This window comes from Microbulbifer sp. YPW16 (assembly GCF_021290385.1).
Taxonomy (GTDB): Bacteria; Pseudomonadota; Gammaproteobacteria; order Pseudomonadales; family Cellvibrionaceae; genus Microbulbifer; species Microbulbifer zhoushanensis.
On sequence record NZ_CP089928.1, the window covers coordinates 740,987 to 760,612 of the forward strand.

Sequence of the window (19,626 nt, forward strand, 5' to 3'; positions counted from 1 at the left end):
GCATGGTGAATGGCGTGCCAACCAGGCTGGCCGCCAGTATATGAATCGACAGGTATGCCGGTTATGAATCTCCAGTTCACCGCCCTGGATTGGGCCATCTTTGCGATTTATGGCGCCGTGCTGGTGGCCAGTGGCTGGTATTTCAGCCGGCAGAGAGCAGACGACAGCCGCGATTATTTCCTCGCCCACAATAGTATGCCCATGTGGATGGTGGCCATTTCCACGCTGGCTACAACCCAGTCCGCGGCAACCTTCCTTGGCGGTCCGGACCTGGGCTACCGCGGCGATCTCACCTACCTGTTCACCAACCTGGGCGCACTGCTAGCGGCCCTGGTCGTGGCACGCCACCTGATCCCACGGTTTTACGCCCAGCGGGTCACCACCGTCTACGAGCTGCTGCAATCCCGCTTCGGCGCCAATTCGAAATACCAGGCCGGGGGGATGTACCTGCTGGGGCGGGTCTTCGCCAGCGGCGCCCGGCTTTACATGGCGGCGATAGCCGTTTCCATGATCCTCTTCAACGATATCGACTCCGACCACGTGGTGCTCGCGGTCCTGCTACTGACCCTGGTGGGCCTTTTGCAGACCTTTGTCGGCGGGGTGCGCTCGGTGATCCAGAGCGACGTTCTCCAGTGCATGGTTTATGTCAGTGCCGCGTTCGCGGTGATCGCAGTGCTGCTCTGGCAGATTCCCACAGGTCCCGCGGAGATATTCGCCGCACTGAACCAGCCCGCCGGGGGAGAGCCATCCAAACTGGCACTGGTGGATACCAGCTGGGACCTGGGTGATCCCTTCAATATCTGGTCCACCTTTACCGGCTTCGTACTGCTGAACATCGCCGCCTTCGGGCTGGACCAGGATGTCACCCAGCGCCTGCTGACCTGTAAGAACCAGCGCGACGGTGCCCGGGCAATGATTACCTCGGTGGTAATGGTCGCACCGGTCATGGCTGTCTTTATGGGTATCGGCCTGCTGCTGTATGTTTTCTACCAGCGCCCCGAGCTGATGGGGGGTATGGCGGTATCCACACCCTCCGGCGGTGATATCACCGTGTTCATGCACTATGTGCTGAACGAAATGCCAGCCGGCCTGCGTGGCCTGGTTACCATCGGTGTGATTGCCGCCGCCCTGTCGACGCTGAACTCCAGCCTCAACTCCATGGCCAGCGTCCTGACCGAGGACCTTTATCGCCCCTGGCAGGAAAAGCGTGGCGGGGACAAACCGGCACGGCATTTTGTCGTTGCCGGGCGTGTGTCCATGGCGGCAATTGCGGCAGCTCTGAGCGGTATGGCCATCCTGTGCTTCTACTGGCAACAGGTCAGCGACCTGCCACTACTCACTTTCGCCCTGTCGGTGATGGTCTTTGCCTACTCCGGCCTGCTGGGGGTTTTCTTTACCGTGCTGTTTACCCGCCGCGGCAATGGCACCAGTGCCGCCCTGGCACTGGCGGCCGGTTTTGTCGCCACGCTGCTGCAGCAACCCTGGATGATCAGCCTCTATACCGGCGACGAGAACCCGGTGGCGCTGGCTTTTACCTGGCAGCTCTGCCTGGGTACAGCCATCGCCTTCGCCCTTTGCTGCCTGGGCAAACCGGCCGTCGAAAAGGCCGCGGAGCCAATGCGGAGTGCCAGCGCATGAGCGACTGGAGCATCGGCATCGACGGCGGTGGCACCAAGACACTGGCCCGGCTCCAGGGAAACGGGGAAACACTGGAACTCCGCGGTGGACCGGCGTCGCTGACCCAGGACCAGTCCGGCGCCATTGGCAATATCACCACGCTGTGCCGGCAATTGCTGGCACAGCGGCAGCTGGCGCCAGAACAGGTCGCACTCGCCTGCGGCGTGGCCGGGGCCGGTAACAGCGCCGCGGCCGAATCGCTTCAGGGCCACCTGGAATCCATGGGCTTTCGCAGTGTCCGGGTCTGCTCCGATGCCATAACGTCACTGTTCGGCGCGGCCGGCGGTACCCCGGTGGTGGTGGCCGCGGTGGGAACCGGCTCGGTGGTGATGCGACTGAACCGCGACGGTACCAGCCGCCAGTTTGGCGGTTGGGGGCTGGCGGTTGGTGATGAGGGCAGCGGAGCCGCCATCGGCAAGGGCGCGGTGCGCGCCCTGCTGTGGGAGCTGGACCTGCACGGCCGGGCCGAAAGTGATTTCTGCCGCACTATAATGCAGCGCGTGGGCGGTGATCGCGCATCGATATTACCGTGGTTGCAGACTGCAGGGTCATACGAGTACGCGGCGCTGGCTCCTGCCGTCTTCGAACACCTGCCCACTTGCGCCCGGGCGCGGGCGATCGTAACCGAGCGTGTGGCCGAGGTGGAGCGCCTGGTTCGTGCTGCCCTCGGCGACGACGACCTGCCGCTGACCCTGCTCGGGGGGCTGGCAGATCGCCTGGCGCCACACTTTCCGGCAGACCTGCGGGCGCGGCTGGTCCCGCCCCGGGGCAGTGCGCTCGATGGCGCCTGTGCCCTCGCCCGCCAGGAGGTCCGGGAACATGCCTGACCTGCCCCGGTCAGCTGCCCCGGCCAGCACGCCCACTTCGCCTCCACTGGCAGGGGAATCCGTAACCGGGCCATTACCATTACCAGAAGCGACCAAAATGGAACACAGCAAAATGGAACACAGGTGGAAACCATAGCGATGAAGCAAAATCTGATTCAGGAACTGAGTCTCCTGACCAGCGAGGCGCGCAATCCGGACTCGCAGGATATTGACCTGCTACCCACGTCCGCGGTGCTGGAAAAAATCAATCGTGCTGACCGCGAGGTACCCGAGGCGGTGGGTAAAGTGTTGCCGGAAATTGCCGCTGCGGTCGAGAGTATCGTGAGCGCCTTTAAGAGTGGCGGCCGACTGGTTTATATGGGCGCGGGCACCAGTGGTCGGCTGGGGATCCTGGACGCAGTGGAATGCCCGCCCACTTACGGCGTTCCCGAGGATATGGTGGTTGCCCTGATCGCCGGTGGCGATGCGGCAGTTTACCGCGCCCAGGAGGGCGCCGAGGACGATCCCGCCATGGGCCGCAAGGATCTCCAGGACATAAATTTGCGCGCCGAGGATGTGGTAGTGGGGATCGCCGCCAGCGGTCGCACCCCGTATGTGCTGGGCGGGCTGGAATATGCCAACCAGGTCGGCTCTACAACTGTGGCACTTTCCTGCAACAAGGCGGCGGCCATCGCCACAGAGGCCGATATTGCCATCCTTCCGGAAGTAGGTCCGGAAATCCTCACCGGTTCCACCCGCATGAAAGCCGGGAGCGCCCAGAAACTGGTACTCAACATGCTGACCACTGCCAGCATGCTGCGACTGGGCAAGAGTTTCCACAACCTGATGGTGGATGTGCAGGCCACCAATGAAAAACTGGTGGGCCGCACTCGCCGGATCGTGATGGAAGCAACCGGCGTTTCTTACGAGGAGGCAGACCAGGTACTGGGCCAGTGCGACCACAACGCCAAGCTTGCCATAATGATGATCCTGGGAGACCTGGATACCGAGGCTGCGCGGCAGGCCCTCGATGAGGCAGACGGATTCCTGCGACTGGCCCTGCAGAAACTGGGCAAAGCGGATAACGAACCCGGGGGCCCGGGTGGTGGTGCCGGCACAGCCGTCAACGGCTGACCCGCAGCCCGGCTCTCTCGCCTTAACAAACCTCCCGTCGGGCCCGGCCACCGGGCCAGACTTACCTTTAACTGGCGGAGCTGCGACCGGTAACCAGCAGTAGCCCCCTTTTCGACTCAGCGTCAATCCAGCGCCGCAGCCACGGCCTCCAGCCAGTGGCGTACGGGCCGCCGGGTACCGCCCTGCAGGTGCAAAAGGCAACCGATATTGGCGGTCAGGATCTCCTCCGGGTCACTCGCTTCCAGGTTTTCGAGTTTCTGCCGGCGCAGCGCGCGCGCGATTTTTGGTTGCAGGATGGAATAGGTTCCGGCGGAACCGCAGCACAGGTGGGCATCCTTTACCGCCGGCAATTCCACCCCCTGCTGCTGGAAAACCTGTTCCACACTGCCTGCCAGCCCCTGGCCGTGTTGCAGTGTGCAGGGACAGTGAAATACCGCCCGTGCCGGCAGTTTTGTGGCATCGATACCCAGGCGTCCCTCGCTGATGAGGTCTCTGACCACTTCCACCGGGTCGCGCATTTTATCCGCCAGTATCTGCGCGCGTTTCGCATAGTAGGGGTCATCGGCCAGCAATGTCGGGTAATCTTTCAACTGCACCCCACAACCGGAGGCTGTCGAGACGATCGCCCGGATACCCCTGCCACCCTCACTTTCCGCCTGCTCCAGCATCGGCCACCAGGTGTCGATGTTGTTGCGTGCGTATTCCCTTCCCTCATCCGGGGCGCTGGTGTGGGCACTGACGGCCCCGCAACAACCTGCGGCCCTTGGCGCCAGCAGTGGTACCCGGCAGTGGGACAGGATGCGCCTGAGCGCCCCGTCGATACCTGGCCGCAAGTCGGGCTGCACACAGCCTGGCAACAGGATCACCGCCCCGCCCTCGGCTGACGTCGCCGAAACCCGCGTGGCGCTGGCAGCGCTACTGCGCGCCTTTTGCCGGGGGAAGTAAACCCGCCGCAACCGTGGCGGCATCAGCGGGGCGGCAAACCGTCCCAGGCGCAGCAGCGAGGACAGCAAACCGGGAGTCAGCATCAGCTTCCGCAATAAAGCGCGCAGGCCGTCACCCACACGCCCGCGCGGCGCCAGTCGCTCGGTGGTGGCACGACCGATGGCCACCAGCTTGTGGTACTCGACACCCGAGGGGCAGGTTGTCTCACAGCTCTGGCAGGTAACGCAGCGGTCCAGATGCAGGCGGGTGACATCACTGGGGGTACCTGTCTCAAGCATCTCCTTGATCAGGTAAATTCGCCCGCGCGGGCTGTCCAGCTCGTTGTATTCCTGCAGGTAAGTGGGACAGGTGGCAGTGCAGAACCCGCAGTGAACGCAGGCATTCAGTACTTTTTCAGCCCGTTGCGCATCACCGGGAGTGAGCAGGCCGTCGATGATGTTGACCTGCATGCGTCAGTCTCCCGCACCGTGGAAATGGGTTGAATAGAGGGCACGATTGAACAGGCCCGCGGGGTCAAAGGCATTGCGGACCCGTCGCTGCCAGTCCCTGGCAGGCGCCGGCAGTGCCAGCGCCTTGCCGCGCAATACCTGCAGGAAACCGCCCTGCTCCCGCGCCTGCCGCTGTAATTGCAGATGGTCCCCGCCACGAACCCAGACTCGTGCGCCCTCCCACTCCACCATTGCCTCCCCGGTCGCGGGCCGGAACTGCGAACGCGGCGGCAGGTTTACGCAGGCGAGCTGGTCGGTACAGAAAAACGGGTGGCGCAGGTCGCGCACTGCGAGCCAGTCCAGGTGGCTTTGCTCCCCGCCCAGGGAAGCAAGCGCGGCGGACACCGCCCGCTCGCGGCCCCGCAAATGCAGGTGCAGCTCCCCGTCGAGATAACAGGTCCCCCGCAGCAGGGGCCCGAGGGACCGCGCGCGGCGCCACCACTCCGGCAGGTCTTCCGGTGTCACCCGGAAGAACCGGCTGGCACTGGTCTCGGGGCGCGGCAACAGCCGCAGGCTAACGTCCAGCAGCACGCCCAGGGTACCCAGTGCACCAGCCTGTAGTCGTGCCAGGTCGTAGCCGGCGACGTTTTTCATCACCTGCCCACCAAAATTAACCAGGTCACCACGGCCGTTGATCATGCGGCAACCGAGCACCGCGTCGCGCAGGGACATACCATAGGGGCGCGCCGGACCATCCCAGCCGCAGGCAATGGCACCGCCGAGGGTACTGGCCAGACCGGGCTGCGGCATTGACGCGGCAAACTCCTGGTCGTGGCTGGCGAGCAGGGACTCCAGCTCCGACAGTGGTGTCCCGGCGCGCGCGCGCAAAACCAGTTCATCCGGCTGGTACTGGATCACGCCGCAATGGGCACTGCTATCGAGCACCGGTACCGCCTCATCCGTGTAGTCCCCCGGCAACAAGTGCGCACGGGTATTGGCACCGCGGATCCGCAGGCCCTTGCCGGCGGGATTTTCCAGGGCCTGGCGCACCGCCCGCTGTAGTTGCTCACTCATATTGTGCTCAGCCATTGCCCGTGTCCCGTCGCTGCTCACGGATCGCCCGGTATTCCTGGCAGTGCGCCAGGGTAGGAATCAGCTTGTCCGGGTTCAACAGGCCCCTGGGGTCGAGGGCCTGCTTGACCGCCAGGAACTGGGAAATTTCCGCATCGGAAAACTGCACCGCCATCTGGTTGATCTTTTCCATACCCACGCCGTGCTCCCCGGTAATCGTGCCGCCCACCTCGATGCAGTACTCGAGGATATCTGCGGCCAGCAGTTCCACCCGCTTGAGGGCATCGGCTTCCTCACCATTAAACATGATGATCGGGTGCAGGTTACCGTCTCCGGCGTGGAACACATTGGCGACACGGAGATTGTAACGGTGGGAAAAGGCGTCAATGGCCTCGAGAACATCGCCGATTCGGTGTCGCGGTACCGTGCCATCGATGCAGTAATAATCGGGACTCAGGCGGCCGATGGCGGGAAAGGCGCTCTTGCGGCCCTTCCACCACAATGCCCGTTGGGCCTCTCTGTCCGCCAGTTGCACCCGGCTGGCCCCGGACTGGCCCAGCTCCTCCCGTACAAGGGAGAGTTCGGCCTCCACCTCATCGGGTGCGCCGTCCAGGTCAATAATCAGGATCGCCGCCGCATCCAGCGCATAGCCAGCGTGGCAGAACTCTTCTGTCGCGGAGATGGCAAGGGCATCCATCATTTCCATTGCCGCCGGGATCACACCGGCACGGACGATTGCGGAAACTGCATCGGAAGCGGCGCGGACGCTCGGAAAGTCAGCCATCAGGGTGCGGGTCTGCTCCGGCAGGGGCGTCAGCTTCACGGTGACTTCGGTAACAATACCCAGGCATCCCTCAGAGCCATGCACCAGTGCCAGCAGGTCATAGCCGGGCCGCGCCAATGTATCACCGCCTACAGACAGCACTTCTCCCTCGATTGTCACAATGCGCAGGGCGACCACATTGTGCACCGTGACCCCATACTTCAGGCAGTGCACGCCACCGGCGTTTTCCGCCACATTGCCTCCGATCGAGCAGGCGATCTGGGACGAGGGGTCGGGGGCATAATAAAGGCCATGTGCCGCAGCAGCACGGGAGATCTGCTCATTGATGGCACCGGGCTGCACCCGGGCGGTCAAGCTGTCCGGGCACAGGGAGAGGATTTCACTCATCGGCGCAGTCACCAGCAATACGCCACGCCCATAGGGCTTTGCCCCTGCCGACAGGCCGGTGCCGGCCCCGCGGGTGACCAGTGGCACACTGTGCTGGTGGCACAGGCGCGCCGTCGCCACCACATCCGCCTCACTGCGGGCCAGCACCACGGCCACGGGGCGCTCACAGTAAACGGGCAATGCATCGCACTCGAATGGTGCTACCTGTTCGCGCCGGCTCAGTACGCGTCCTGCGCCAACGGCGCGGCGCAGCGCTGATATGATCGGTGCTCCCTGCCCCTCAGTCATGCCGTGAATCCTTTACAGGTTCTATACCTTCCAGATTATCTGCCGCCGGTACATCTGCCACATCACCCAATAGAAGCCCAGCAGGCAGGTCAGTGCAAATGCCAGAGAGCCTCCGTAACCGCCGAACAGGGGCTGGTAAAGCGTATTGAACACCCAGCCTTTCAGTGTCATGTCACCCACCGGGATCATGATCAGCAGCCGCCCGACCACCCCCGCCAGCATAAACAGCGCTATCGCATTGACCCCGAAAACCGCCAGGGGCGCGAGCGCGCGACGGTGGCCATTGATGTCAGCCAGGAAGTAAAGGCCCGCCAGTAACATGAGGGACACACCGCCGGTCGCCATGACAAAACTGGGAGACCAGAGGGCCTTGTTGATGGGAACCCAGGGATGCCCCAGCTGCCCCGCCACCAGCAAAGCCAGGCCAGCCAGCAGCCACTGCAGGCAGAGCGTTTTCTGCGCTGCCACCGACTTCCCCGCCTGTCGCCACTGCAAACCGGCGAAGACCCCGAGCAGGCAGGTGGCCACCGCCGGCAGGGTGGTCAGCAACCCCTCCGGGTCAAAGGCAAAGGGTTCGGCGGTGCGGTAATAGACATGGGCACTGCCGAGCAACTGCTGGTCGAGCCAGGCGGAAAAGTGATTGCCGAACTCCAGCTGTCCCAGGAATATTTCGCCGCCGGCCCCCTGGTAAGGGACAAGCAGCATCAGGCCCCAGGGCACCGCCAGCAGGAGCACTGCAACGCCGGCAAGCGCGCGCGGCGAACACCAGCGCAGCAGGTAACAGGTGATGATATATACCAGCGCAATACGCTGCAGGACACCCAGCCAGCGGATCCCCTCGATGCGGTCCTCGAGCCAGCTGTAGGAAGCATCGCGGAAATTGTAAAAAAATACCGCCAGGAAAAGCCCCAGCCCGAACAGCTTCAACGCCCGTGACCATTGTGGCCAGCCCACCGGCGGGAACGCCTTGCGGCTGCCGTTCGCCAGTACCAGGGAAATGCCCACCACAAACAGGAACAGCGGGAATACCACATCAGTGGGAGTCCAGCCATGCCAATCGGCATGGGCCAGGGGCGCATAAACGTAGGACCAGCTGCCGGGATTATTCACCAGCACCATTGCGGCGATAGCGAGTCCGCGCAGCAGGTCCACCGATACCAGCCGCCCCTGCGGCTGCAGTGCCATGATCCGGTCGATATGCTGCCGCAACATGCCTCAGCCCTCCGGGTAGAGCAGGTAGGGCTGGCGCCGCTCGAGGTAGGCGCGGATATCCGGCTGCCAGCTGTGGCGGATTTCCTCTGCCCCCTGGCCAGCCAGGATCGCCCGGCGCAGCGCATCGGTACCGGCCAGCTTGTCGAAGAAACCGGGGCGGGAAAAATACTGCTCGCCACCCTCGCCCGTACGCTTTTGCCAGTCCACCAGGTACTCCAGGTTAAACCGGATCGACAGCGGCTCTCTACGCAGGTCCTGCCCACTCAATTGCTTGCCACGGTGCTTGGGATTTTCGCTGGCACCCGGCACCGGCCGCGGGGTAAAGCTGAATTTACCCACCGTGTCAGCCGGGTGGCCGATTACCTGGAACGGGAAATCGGTCCCGCGACCGATACTGACACTGGTACCTTCAAACAATCCCAGTGACGGGTACAGGCGAACCGACAGGTCGTTGGGGAGGTTCGGGGAGGGCTTTACCGGCAGCGAATAAGCCATGGATTTTTCGTAGCCCGCCACCGGGATCACGGTCAGTTCGCACTGCGCGCCGCCCTCCAGCCAGCCCTCGCCGTTGATCATCTGCGCCAGCTCACCCACAGTCAGCCCGTGTACCAGCGGGATCGGGTGCATGCCGACAAAACTGCGAAAGTCCGGCTCCAGCACCGGGCCGTCCACGTAATCCCCATTGGGGTTGGGCCGGTCCAGCACCAGCAGCGGCACGCCGTAATCGGCGCAGGCCTGCATCAGGTAATGCAGGGAACTGATGTAGGTATAGAAACGCACGCCCACATCCTGGATATCGAACAACAGCCAGTCCAGGTCCGCGACCTGTGCTTCACTGGGGGCATAGCTGCCACCGTAGAGGGAGACCACCGGCAGTCCGGTGGGGCCATCCACCCCACCCTCGACCTTGCCGCCATTCTCCACATCACCACGGATACCGTGTTCCAGCGCGAATATCTTCTGCACTTTTACCTGCCGGTCGCGCAGGAAGTCGATCAGGTGGCGGTCGCCGACCCGGGAAGTCTGGTTGACCACCAGGCCCACCCGCTCATCGCCCAGCAGCGGCAGGTAGGCGTCGGCGCGCTCAGCGCCAGTGAGCAGGGGATTCTCCTGTTCTGCCTGCAGGCAGCCGCTGGCCACCAGCGCCACCAGGACCAGGCAGAGTCGACCAAACCATTGCCTTTGCATTTTCCAATACCCCTGCTGTCGAACTATTGATACAGAAACTTACCGGGAGTTCCCGCCGGGAAATTTATTCGGTGGGGCTGCTGTCACTCCACTGGAATATCAAAATACTGCTCCGGCCAGGGTTCCGGCTTGTAGGTATAGTGCCACCATTCCTGGGCGTAATTGACGAATCCGTGCGCCGCCATGGAATCTTTGAGCAACTGCCGATTGCGCACGGCTTCAGGGTTTTCCAGCGGGAATGCAGTCGCGGAACGCTCGTCCATAAAGTCGAAGCCGGTACCCATATCGAGCGATTCCCCGCTCTGCAGGTTGTACAGACCCAGGTCCACTGTCGCCCCGCGACTGTGGCCGGAACGCTCGGCAATATAGCCGCGCTCGAACATCTGTGATTTTTTCTCGCGGGGATAAAACTGCGACTTGGTGGAAAAGTCCTCTGGCGCGCCGGCCCAGCGGACGAAATGATCCACCGCGCGCTGGGGCCGGTAGCAATCAAAGACTTCCAGCCCCAGCCCCCGCCTCGCCAGGTCATCGGCGACCTTTTGCAGGGCTTCGGCAGCAACCGGGACCAGCAGGCAGTGGTTGGCCCGGTAACCGTCGAGCGGCTCACCCACCAGGTTATCACCAGTAAAATATTTCATTTCGACCCGGATACCATCCCCCTGTACCGATACCGGCTGGAAACCGGCGTCAGCCCCGACGTCATCGCCCGCACAGGCGGCCAGCGCGAGAATCAGCGGCGAGAAACATGCCAGGAACCTTTTTCGGTGCGGCCTGAGGGCCGGCTGGCAGCCGGCCCTCCACTGCAATGGCCCGTGCGATCCGGGGTATTGCCGCTCGTTCAATCTACTGTCCCTGTCATGTCCTTCCATGGGTAATCTCCCGATCAGATATCCTGCAGTTCGCGGCGTGCCGGCTGTGCTTCGGAATCGGTCATCACCCGCAAAGCCACCCTGCCCCCGGTATGGCGTACGCCATGCATTTCCAGGTCCTCACGTTCGAAGACATAGGACTGGATTGCCGCGAGTATCTCCGCGGTGATTTCCTGCCCCGGCACCAGCAGCGGGATGCCCGGTGGGTAGGGAACGATTTCGTCACAGGAAATCCGGCCTACCAGCGCGGACATGTCCTCGCGCTCCAGCGGCAGTAACTCACCGCGGGCGTAATAGGCCGTGCGCGGCAGCGCAACGATATCCGCCAGTGGCGGCAGCGATTGGCCACGGTCGGCCCCGGCGGCATCGCCGGCGCTCTCCGACAGCTTGCGCAGCGCCTGTTTCAGGCGCAGCAGTTTGCTCTCGGTGGTGCCGATGGTGACCAGGAAAGACAGGGTATTGTGGGTATTTTTCTCGACCTGGATACCAAACTCATTGAACAGCCGGTACTGCGCCGCGGGCGCAGACAGGCCGGCGCAGCCGACATCGATGGTGACCTTGGTGGGATCCAGGCGAATGCCGTCCTGCGCCACCTCCTCACTGCACAGGTCATCGACGCCCAGGCAGCGGAAGGCGGTGGACTCCCGCACGAAACTGCGGATCTCTTCCGCAAACCCGAGCGTGCGGCTCATGACATTGAAACCCTCGATGCTCATCTGCTTGCGCGCCACATCGAGGCTGGCGATCATCCCGTACTGCGGGCTGGTGGAAGTGTGCATATTGATATCTTCACGGAAGCCAGCTGCATCAAAATTCTCCACGCTCTCGCCCACGTGGATCATGCTCGCCTGGGAAAACGCCGACAGCATCTTGTGGGTCGACTGGGTGACAAAGTCCGCCCCGCACTCCAGCGCCGTGGGGCGCAGTTCCGGGTGGAATCGCCCGTGCGCATACCAGGCCTCATCGATCAGCACGTACACGCCGTGCTGGTGCGCAAATTCAATGATCGGCTTCAGGTCATAGCGCAGGCCGTCATAGGTGCAGGAAGTCAGTACCAGCAGGCGCGCCGACGGGTTTTCCTCGATTGCCCGGAAGATGCTCGCTTTCGGCACCGGGCCGTAGACACCGTAGTGCTGGTTCACCGATGACTCCAGGTACACCGGCACTGCGCCGCTCATGATCATCGCGTGGTGGACAGACTTGTGGCAGTTGCGGTCAACCACTACGCGATCGCCCTGGCGCAACAGGTGCTGCAGTACAATCTTGTTCGAAGTGGAAGTGCCGTTGGTGACGAAGTAACTGTGCTTCGCCCCAAAGGTTTTCGCAGTCAGGTTCTGGGCCTGGCGGATCACGCTGATGGGATCCATCAGCGAGTCCAGCATTTTCACACTGACCGATAGATCCGTGTTGAAGATGTGCTCACCCATAAAGCGATAGAAATCCACCACCCAGGGACTGGAGCTGAGGCTGTCGCCGCTGGAGTGACCGGGCGTATGCCAAGAGTCCCGCGCGGCATAAACATATTCCTTCAGGGCGTCGGCAAACGGGGTGGCGATGCGCTCCAGCAGGATTCGCCGCAGTGTCCGGTAAACCACACCATAGTTGGATTCGGCCCGGGAGATGACGCACTCATAGATGCGTTCCTCGGTCGGCGTCTTACACGCGGTCAGCAGCACACAGTCGATCTCTGCCCGCAGGCGACGCAGTTCGCGGTAGCACTCCACCAGGGAGTCGGCATCGAGCGCGCCGTCATCCAGCGCCACCACCTGGGTGGCGCCATCGCCCAGCTGTTCCGTCAGCGATTGGCCAGGTTCGCAGTAATTGAACACCAGGCCCAGTGGAGAACCCTCATCGCTCTCCGCTACCTGTGCCAGTTCATTCACCCAGCGGCGGCCGAACTGGGCATCCGCAGTAACCAGTACAACTTTACAATCCATTTCCAAACCCATATTCAGTTACAGCATGACCACACCCAGCAGGACAAAGCCCGCCGCGCTGATGGCACCGGCCTGCAGCGCGTAGGGCAACTGTGTCCGGACGTGGTCGATATGTTCAGTGCCGGACGCCAGCGAAGAGACAATCGTGGTGTCCGAGATTGGCGAGGAATGATCCCCAAAAATACCGCCGGAAAGCACGGCGGCAACGAACAGGGCGGGTTCAGCGCCCAGTGCCGATGCGACCGGAATCGCGATCGGCAGCATGATCGAGAAAGTGCCCCAGCTGGAGCCTACCGAGAAAGCAATCAGGCCCGAGACCAGGAAAATCACCAGTGGCAGCAACCACAATGGAATCGCGTCACCCACCATGCCGGCCACATAGTCCCCGGTGCCCAGGGTCTTGGAGACCGATCCCAGTGCCAGGGCCAGTACCAGGATCACTGCCAGCGGCAGCATACGCCCGGCACCTTCCATCCAGGTATGGCTGAGCTCGTCCAGCTTCATGATCCGCTGCGCCAGCACCAGCACCGAGATCACCGCGAGCCCGGCCAGCGAGGCCCATAGCACCGAAGTGGATCCGGAGCCGGCAAAGATCTCGCCGTTGCCGGTAATCCACAGGCTCGCCGGCATCGCCAGCACCAGCACCAGGATCGGCAGGAGCATATTGACCGCTCGCGGCTTGCTGGTCTTCTCACCCTTGATCGACGCGGTGAGCTCAATCCCGTCCACTTCACCACCATCAGTCCGCGCCTGCGCTGCAGCCATGGGGCCCGGGTTGTAATTGCGTGAGATGGTAAAAGCCGTCAGGGCCACTGCCGTAATGGCGTAGAGATTCAGGGGGATACTGGACAGCAGCACTGTCAGCGGGTCGCTCACATCCAGTCCCTCAAGCAGGCCCAGGTTGAAAGCACCCCAGGCATTGAGGGGGATCAGCATGCAGATCGGGGCAGAGGTGGAGTCGATGATATAGGCGAGTTTTTCCCGCGCCACGCGGAAACGATCGAACAGCGGGCGCGACACGGTGCCGGAGACCAGCACCGTGATATTGGATTCAATAAAGATCAGCACCCCCACCAGCCACGCCATCCACTGGGCGCGCTTGCCGTTGGTGACCCAGCGGCTGCGCTCCAGGAAGCGCACAAAGCCGGTAACGGCACCGCTGCGCTCCAGGGTGAGGATAAAGGCACCGATCACCAGGGTGAACATGACCACGCGCGCATCCCCGGGGTTGGCCAGTACCGCCAGCACGCCGTCGAGGGCTTCCGCCAGGGAGGGCAGCACCCCGGACTGGTTGAGCAGGAAATAGCCAAGCCAGATACCGGCAAACAGGGCCAGGTATACCTGGCGGGTCAGCAGGGCCAGGCCGATGGCGATAAACGGGGGAAGCAGGGTAATCCAGGTCAAATCAGTCATACAGGCTTCTATTTATTATTGATTTCGCCGGCCAGCCCCCGGCTCCCGCCAATCCGGCAGGCATCGCCCGGTCACCCGGACGCCGGGCGACAGGCCCGGCAGAACGCATCATAGTGGTTTTGTGATCACGTAACTACCGGCTCGAGCAGTTTCAGAGTGCCGGCATCACCGTCAAGTTCCGCCATGGCCCCCACCGGCACGACCGTCTGGTCGTCCACGTGACCGATCATCAGGCCCCGCACCACGGGAACCTCCAGCCCCGCACAGCGCTCCCGCAACACGTGCTCGACGCTGAAGGTGTTGCCGTCCGTGTCGGTCTCCGTGAACTTGCCAAACACGATACCCGCCACCTGGTCGAGCTTCCCGGCCAGCCACAACTGCGTCAGCATCCGGTCAATACGGTAAGGCGCCTCACCCACGTCCTCGAGGAACAGCAACCGGTCGCGGAAGTCGGGCTCGAACTCGGTGCCCAGCAGGCTGCACACCAGGGTCAGGTTGCCCCCCACCAGGCGACCGCGGGCGCGCCCGCCGCGAAAGCGGGTAATGCGGTTGCGGTGCTCCGCCCTGCCCGGCCGGGCCTCGAAGGGCGGCGGCGCGCCCAGCAGGGTCGGGGACTCACCGCGCACCAGCACCTTGCGGTACTCCTCAAGGGTGTAATCGGTAAAGTTCTGCGCGGCGATGGGGCCGTGAAAGGTAACGAAACCGCAGCGCTGGTAAATGGCATTCAGCAGCGCGGTGATATCGGAGTAGCCCAGTAATACCTTGGGATTCCCCGCAATGGTGTCGTAGTCCAGCATCGGCAGGATTCGCGGCGTGCCGTAGCCGCCCCGCAGGCAGAACACCGCATCCACACTGTCATCGGCAAACATGGCATTGATATCCTGGGCCCGGGCCAGGTCCGGGCCGGCCAGGTACTGGGTGCGCTGGTAGAGGTGTTCGCCTTCCTTTACCCGGAATCCCAGCGACTTCACCACATCGATGGCGAAGCGGATATCCTCGTCCTCCCAGGCGTTGCTGGCCGGAGTGACCAGGCCTACGGTCATGCCCTTGCGCAGCCTGGCGGGTCTACGCGGCCGCTGTTCCCCGGCGGCCGCGACATGGGTGGCGGCACCGGCCATTGCGCCCAGTAATGGCGCCGATACCAGGCTCTTGATCAGGGTTCTTCTGTCCACGTTCACTCCTGTCACTGCTTATTCTTCTGTTTCTTCTGTGCCAACAGACCCACCGCCTCGCCGTTTTCCCCGGCCGGGCCGGTACGGACAAAGCGCAGGTCCGGGAAGTCATAACTGAAGTCCACCCCGCGGGACAGGGGCTGCATGGTGACCACCAGCTCGCCATCGTCGCCCCGTTCGGCTACCAACCAGGCATCTGCCTGCAGGCTGCGGTCGTCCCAGCGCAGGCTCCAGACGCCCGGTGCAGCGGATTCCATAGTGCCCACAAGCCGCGGGGATTTCAGTGAGCGCCAGCGCAATTTGCCCGCCGCGCCTGTGTAGATCTCCATCGGCCCGAACCAGGGATCACGGTAGCGCCCCTCAACCTGTTTGCGGGCGACCGGTGCACGGCTCTCGGGCCGGGGCAGCAGTTCCGGTTCGCTGGGCGCCGCGGCGCCCCCCCAAAGCTCCTGGAAGTGCGCCAGCCAGTCCCGCGGCTCGGCCCCCAGGTAGGGCTTCAGCAGCCCGTGGATCAGTGCCTGGCGTGCGACACCGGCACTGCGGTTCATCAACACCACCATGGCCAGCTTTTCTTCCGGTACGATCGCCGTCCACGCATACATGCCCGACAGCGAACCGGTATGGTGAATCACCCGCTTGCCATACATATCCTGCACCCGCCATCCCAGCGCGTACGCATAGAAGTGGCCACCATCACGCTCGGCACGCTCGGGCGACATTGGCATCAGGGTGACCGGCTGCCACAGCCGATCGCGGGATTCCTCGCTCAGCAGGCGCTGCCCGTCCGGGCTCACACCGCCCGCCAGCAATGTGCGCAACCAGCGCAGCATATCGCCGGCACTGCAGTGCATGCCCCCGGCAGCGGCGAGGACAATCGGGTGGTCGGGCGCCAGGTTGGGCGTATCGACCACCAGGCGATCGCCCTCCAGCCGGTGGGGGTCGGCCAGGTTGTCCCGCGCCGCCTCCGGCACCGGTCCGGCGTAACAGTGCTCCAGGCCCAGCTCCGCCAGCAGGCGTTGCTGCACAAACTCCTCATAACTCATGCCGGATACGGCGGCAATCAGCTCGCCGGCCACGATATAAAGCAGGTTGTCGTAGGCGTAGTCGGCCCGAAAGCTGCCGGTCACCGGCAGGTGCCTTAACCCCTGCAGGATATCCGCACGGCTGAAGCTGTTGGGCTGCGGCCACAGCATCAGGTCGCCCGCGCCGGGACCCAGCCCGGAACGGTGGGTAAGCAGGTCCACCACCTGGAACTCGCGGGTAATCCACTCGTCCCCCAGGGCAAATTGCGGCAGGTAATCCGCCACGCGGCTGTCCCAGTCCAGCTTGCCCTCTTCCACCAGCAGCGCCAGCGCCGCGGTGGTGAACGCCTTGGTCGTGGAAGCCAGCTTGAACAGGGTTTCCTGGTCAACCGGGCGCGGACTGTCGACGTTGGTCACACCGAACCCCCTGACCAGCACCGGCTCGCCATCGCGCCAGATCCCCACTGCTGCCCCCGGCACCCGCTCCTCCTCAATTACCCGCTGTACCAGGGCTTCAGGGTTTATGGGCGACTGGTCCGCATCGCGGTCGCTGCCACAGCCGGGTAACAGCGTGACTACCGCCAGGCCAGTAGCCGACAGGAATAATCGTTTCTTCAGGGAGGTGGGTCGCATCGGATCTCCAATCGGCCGTCAGGCGCCAGCCACTCGCAGTAAACGCACATCGCCGAAGCCGCCACAGGCCTGGCACAGGCGAAGCGGCATACCCTTTGGCGCTCCATTTGCCCTCGACTGACTTGACGCTGGCACTGGTTTAGAATAATTTTCAGAATAATTTATCAATACGAATTTGCCGTGTAAATATAATTTATTCAAACCGAAGGCAAACGACCCCGGAGCCCCACTGTGCGCAAGACCTTTTTGAGAAGAAAAAACCCGATGTTGTCCGTGCGGGTGAGCCGCCCATCTTTCAAAGCTTTTATTCCCGCCGCACTGGTAGCGGCGATGGCACTGGCGGGATGCAGTGCAGCAGAAAGCTCATTGACCCGGGTGCAGCAACTGGCCGACCAGGGGCATTACAGCAAAGCACGCGAGGAGATCAGGAAGATGCTGGAAAGCGATCCCGCCGACAGTGAAGCCGCGTCCCTGCAATTCGAGCATGAGCGCATGCGCCGTATCGAGATGGATTTCCAGCTCACCGGTGATGAACTGCTGCCATCTATCCAGCGCTACATCCCCGACGCCACGGCCGAGGATATTCTCGCCTGGGACCAGCAGGGCCTGCTTGAGTCCAAGGTAATCGACGGCGAGCGTCGTTTCTTCAACAAGACCGCATACAACCTGGTACATATTTCAGATGCCGCGGCACAACGCACGGATGACTACCAGCGTTTTACCGGCAAGGCACCGCTCTATGCATTGCACCCGCACCACCGCGAGGTGATCGCCGCCGACACACCGCCGCGCAACCGTATCCGCATCCAGTACACGCTCACCGTCGATCCCGACGTGGTCCCCGATGGGGAGATGGTCCGGGCCTGGATTCCCTTCCCCCAGGAAATTGCCGGCAAGCAGGAAAATATCGAGCTGGTCACGACCTCCCCGGCTGAGTTCCAGCTGGCACCGACAGACCAGGCCCAGCGCACGGTCTATCTCGAGCAGCCCGCCCGGGCCGGCGAGCCCACTAAATTTCGCGTCAGCTACCGCTATGACAGCCTCGCCCGTCATACCGCGATCGATCCACGGCAGGTAGAACCAGTGGAATTCACCCCGGCCCTGGAACCCTATTTATCCGAGCGCGCACCGCATGTGGTGTTTACCCCGGAGCTGCGCGCGCTTTCCGAGCGTATCGTCGGAAAGGAGAAGCACCCCTACCGCATCGCGCAGAAACTCTTTGCCCATGTCGACCAGATACCCTGGGCCGGCGCGCGGGAATATTCCACCATCCGCAATATCAGCCAGTACGCGGCCCGGGCCGGCCACGCCGACTGCGGCCAGCAGACGCTGCTGCTGATGACCCTGATGCGCATGAATGGCATCCCTGCACGCTGGCAGTCGGGCTGGGAATTTTCACCGGAATCGTTTGACACCATGCACGACTGGGGCGAGTTCTACCTGGCCCCCTATGGCTGGCTACCAATGGATGTCACCCACGGCAAGCTGGACGGCGCCAATGAGTCCGAGACCTGGTTCTACCTGGGCGGGCTGGATGCCTACCGGCTAATTTTCAACACGGACTACAGCCGCCCCTTCTCACCGGAAAAACAGCATTTCCGATCGGAGACTGTGGACTCCCAGCGCGGTGAAGTTGAGTGGCAGGGCGGCAACCTGTACTTCGACCAGTGGGACTACAACATGGAGTGGGAAATCGAGGGCGCCGACAAATCCACACTGGCCACCAGGTAACCAGACCGGCCCAGCCGGGACTCTACCCCGGCTGGCCCCGCCTTTCGGTCAACCACTACCGGCGCGAACGGGAAAGGAATGAGGGAAAACAGGTCGCCGGCTTACTGCTCGGCGACCAGCAGACCGCTGACCAGGCTCTCAATCAGGTGCAGCTGGCCAGAGCGGAACAACAGGCGCTGCAGCGGCTGCTCTTCTTCGGAGGGCATGACATACAGGCGTATGTCGGCGTGGATGCTGGCTGCGTTGTAGTTGTAGCGGGTCAGGCTCAGCACCTTGATGCCCTTTTCCCGGGCGTGGTTGGCCGCTTCAACCAGGGACTCCTCACCGTGCATATCGCAGATGATGCACAGCATATCCTCCTCGCCAAGGCTATCCACCATGGAGCGCTGCAGCATTCCACCCTGGTCGAACACGGCCCAGCAGCCCAGCTCAAGCAACTGGTAGGTGAGGTACTGGGCCACTGACACAGATCCATCACAGGCGGAAACCTGGATGCAACGGGCATTGCGTATCGCCTTGACCGCCGCACGCAAATGTTCCAGGTCATTGATGCCCGCGGTGTTTTCCAGTACCTCGAGTTTTTTCTGGCCCAGTTCGCTCAGCGGTGTATTGGCCCCACCGAAAGGCAGCGGCGCATCATCGCCGCCGACCGGGCTGGAGATGCCGCCGGCATAGCTTTCGTATACCGCCAGCTTCAGGCTCGGGTAACCCTTGTAACCGAGCTTCTGGGAGAACTTCACCACACTCGACTGGCTCACACCAACCGCATCGGCGAGCTGCTGGGAGGAGTAGTCCCGCAGCAGCTTTGTATTGTCCAGAATAAAATCGGCGAGCTTGCGCTCGTTCACCGACATCTGTTCGCGCATCGCGCGCATTTTCAGTAAACAGGTCATCGCTTTCTGTTCCAGCGGTGGCAGCTCACCGGCGCA

At 62.8% G+C, this 19,626-nt stretch carries 15 protein-coding genes; 4 read left to right on the top strand and 11 right to left on the bottom strand.

Going from position 1 to position 19,626, the window contains the following annotated elements:
• The first annotated feature begins 63 nt into the window (after nucleotides 1-63).
• From LVE68_RS03275 to murQ, 3 genes are all read left to right on the top strand, one after another.
• On the top strand, nucleotides 64-1,638 hold the full coding sequence (locus tag LVE68_RS03275) for a sodium:solute symporter (RefSeq protein ID WP_232942959.1): 1,575 nt from the start codon (nucleotides 64-66) through the stop codon (nucleotides 1,636-1,638).
• Nucleotides 1,635-2,504 carry a BadF/BadG/BcrA/BcrD ATPase family protein gene (locus LVE68_RS03280; protein WP_232942960.1) on the top strand — a complete coding sequence of 290 codons (870 nt, stop codon included), beginning with the start codon at nucleotides 1,635-1,637 and terminating at the stop codon, nucleotides 2,502-2,504. Before LVE68_RS03275 ends, LVE68_RS03280 begins: the two co-directional genes overlap by 4 nt.
• Before the next feature lie 138 nt (nucleotides 2,505-2,642).
• Entirely contained in the window at nucleotides 2,643-3,617 is a 975-nt protein-coding gene (gene murQ, locus LVE68_RS03285; protein ID WP_232942961.1) for an N-acetylmuramic acid 6-phosphate etherase, read from the top strand.
• A 122-nt stretch (nucleotides 3,618-3,739) separates the two neighbouring features.
• Here the strand turns inward: murQ and glcF are convergent, their stop codons facing one another.
• The 10 genes from glcF to LVE68_RS03335 form a co-directional block, all read right to left on the bottom strand.
• Entirely contained in the window at nucleotides 3,740-5,011 is a 1,272-nt protein-coding gene (gene glcF, locus LVE68_RS03290) for a glycolate oxidase subunit GlcF (RefSeq protein ID WP_232942962.1), read from the bottom strand.
• A 3-nt stretch (nucleotides 5,012-5,014) separates the two neighbouring features.
• Nucleotides 5,015-6,079 carry a glycolate oxidase subunit GlcE gene (glcE, locus tag LVE68_RS03295; RefSeq protein WP_232942963.1) on the bottom strand — a complete coding sequence of 355 codons (1,065 nt, stop codon included), beginning with the start codon at nucleotides 6,077-6,079 and terminating at the stop codon, nucleotides 5,015-5,017.
• Nucleotides 6,072-7,520 carry an FAD-linked oxidase C-terminal domain-containing protein gene (locus tag LVE68_RS03300; RefSeq protein ID WP_232942964.1) on the bottom strand — a complete coding sequence of 483 codons (1,449 nt, stop codon included), beginning with the start codon at nucleotides 7,518-7,520 and terminating at the stop codon, nucleotides 6,072-6,074. Before LVE68_RS03300 ends, glcE begins: the two co-directional genes overlap by 8 nt.
• 21 nt (nucleotides 7,521-7,541) lie before the next feature.
• Complete coding sequence (locus LVE68_RS03305) at nucleotides 7,542-8,732, bottom strand: acyltransferase family protein (protein ID WP_232942965.1); 1,191 nt, start codon at nucleotides 8,730-8,732, stop codon at nucleotides 7,542-7,544.
• A 3-nt stretch (nucleotides 8,733-8,735) separates the two neighbouring features.
• On the bottom strand, nucleotides 8,736-9,920 hold the full coding sequence (locus LVE68_RS03310; protein WP_232942966.1) for an exo-beta-N-acetylmuramidase NamZ family protein: 1,185 nt from the start codon (nucleotides 9,918-9,920) through the stop codon (nucleotides 8,736-8,738).
• Between the two features lie 83 nt (nucleotides 9,921-10,003).
• On the bottom strand, nucleotides 10,004-10,672 hold the full coding sequence (locus tag LVE68_RS03315; RefSeq protein ID WP_370636832.1) for a M15 family metallopeptidase: 669 nt from the start codon (nucleotides 10,670-10,672) through the stop codon (nucleotides 10,004-10,006).
• 131 nt (nucleotides 10,673-10,803) lie between these two features.
• Nucleotides 10,804-12,726 carry an aminotransferase class I/II-fold pyridoxal phosphate-dependent enzyme gene (locus LVE68_RS03320; RefSeq protein ID WP_232942968.1) on the bottom strand — a complete coding sequence of 641 codons (1,923 nt, stop codon included), beginning with the start codon at nucleotides 12,724-12,726 and terminating at the stop codon, nucleotides 10,804-10,806.
• 18 nt (nucleotides 12,727-12,744) lie between these two features.
• Nucleotides 12,745-14,139 carry a Na+/H+ antiporter NhaC family protein gene (locus LVE68_RS03325; protein ID WP_232942969.1) on the bottom strand — a complete coding sequence of 465 codons (1,395 nt, stop codon included), beginning with the start codon at nucleotides 14,137-14,139 and terminating at the stop codon, nucleotides 12,745-12,747.
• Between the two features lie 125 nt (nucleotides 14,140-14,264).
• Complete coding sequence (locus tag LVE68_RS03330) at nucleotides 14,265-15,311, bottom strand: S66 peptidase family protein (RefSeq protein ID WP_232942970.1); 1,047 nt, start codon at nucleotides 15,309-15,311, stop codon at nucleotides 14,265-14,267.
• Between the two features lie 11 nt (nucleotides 15,312-15,322).
• On the bottom strand, nucleotides 15,323-16,966 hold the full coding sequence (locus tag LVE68_RS03335) for a serine hydrolase (RefSeq protein WP_232942971.1): 1,644 nt from the start codon (nucleotides 16,964-16,966) through the stop codon (nucleotides 15,323-15,325).
• Nucleotides 16,967-17,197: 231 nt separating this feature from the next.
• Here LVE68_RS03335 and LVE68_RS03340 point away from each other — a divergent pair, with 231 nt between their 5' ends.
• The gene (locus tag LVE68_RS03340) at nucleotides 17,198-18,697 is read left to right on the top strand and encodes a transglutaminase-like domain-containing protein (protein ID WP_232942972.1); all 1,500 of its coding nucleotides are present in this window, start codon (nucleotides 17,198-17,200) and stop codon (nucleotides 18,695-18,697) included.
• 101 nt (nucleotides 18,698-18,798) lie between these two features.
• Here LVE68_RS03340 and LVE68_RS03345 read toward each other — a convergent pair whose 3' ends face one another.
• Complete coding sequence (locus LVE68_RS03345) at nucleotides 18,799-19,590, bottom strand: MurR/RpiR family transcriptional regulator (RefSeq protein WP_232942973.1); 792 nt, start codon at nucleotides 19,588-19,590, stop codon at nucleotides 18,799-18,801.
• Between the last annotated feature and the right edge of the window lie 36 nt (nucleotides 19,591-19,626).

Coding starts and splice junctions, on each gene's coding strand:
- LVE68_RS03275 (WP_232942959.1), top strand. CDS start 64: ATGAATCTCCAGTTCACCGCCCTGGATTGGGCCATCTTTGCGATTTAT.
- LVE68_RS03280 (WP_232942960.1), top strand. CDS start 1,635: ATGAGCGACTGGAGCATCGGCATCGACGGCGGTGGCACCAAGACACTG.
- murQ (WP_232942961.1), top strand. CDS start 2,643: ATGAAGCAAAATCTGATTCAGGAACTGAGTCTCCTGACCAGCGAGGCG.
- glcF (WP_232942962.1), bottom strand. CDS start 5,011: ATGCAGGTCAACATCATCGACGGCCTGCTCACTCCCGGTGATGCGCAA.
- glcE (WP_232942963.1), bottom strand. CDS start 6,079: ATGGCTGAGCACAATATGAGTGAGCAACTACAGCGGGCGGTGCGCCAG.
- LVE68_RS03300 (WP_232942964.1), bottom strand. CDS start 7,520: ATGACTGAGGGGCAGGGAGCACCGATCATATCAGCGCTGCGCCGCGCC.
- LVE68_RS03305 (WP_232942965.1), bottom strand. CDS start 8,732: ATGTTGCGGCAGCATATCGACCGGATCATGGCACTGCAGCCGCAGGGG.
- LVE68_RS03310 (WP_232942966.1), bottom strand. CDS start 9,920: ATGCAAAGGCAATGGTTTGGTCGACTCTGCCTGGTCCTGGTGGCGCTG.
- LVE68_RS03320 (WP_232942968.1), bottom strand. CDS start 12,726: ATGGATTGTAAAGTTGTACTGGTTACTGCGGATGCCCAGTTCGGCCGC.
- LVE68_RS03325 (WP_232942969.1), bottom strand. CDS start 14,139: ATGACTGATTTGACCTGGATTACCCTGCTTCCCCCGTTTATCGCCATC.
- LVE68_RS03335 (WP_232942971.1), bottom strand. CDS start 16,966: ATGCGACCCACCTCCCTGAAGAAACGATTATTCCTGTCGGCTACTGGC.
- LVE68_RS03345 (WP_232942973.1), bottom strand. CDS start 19,590: ATGACCTGTTTACTGAAAATGCGCGCGATGCGCGAACAGATGTCGGTG.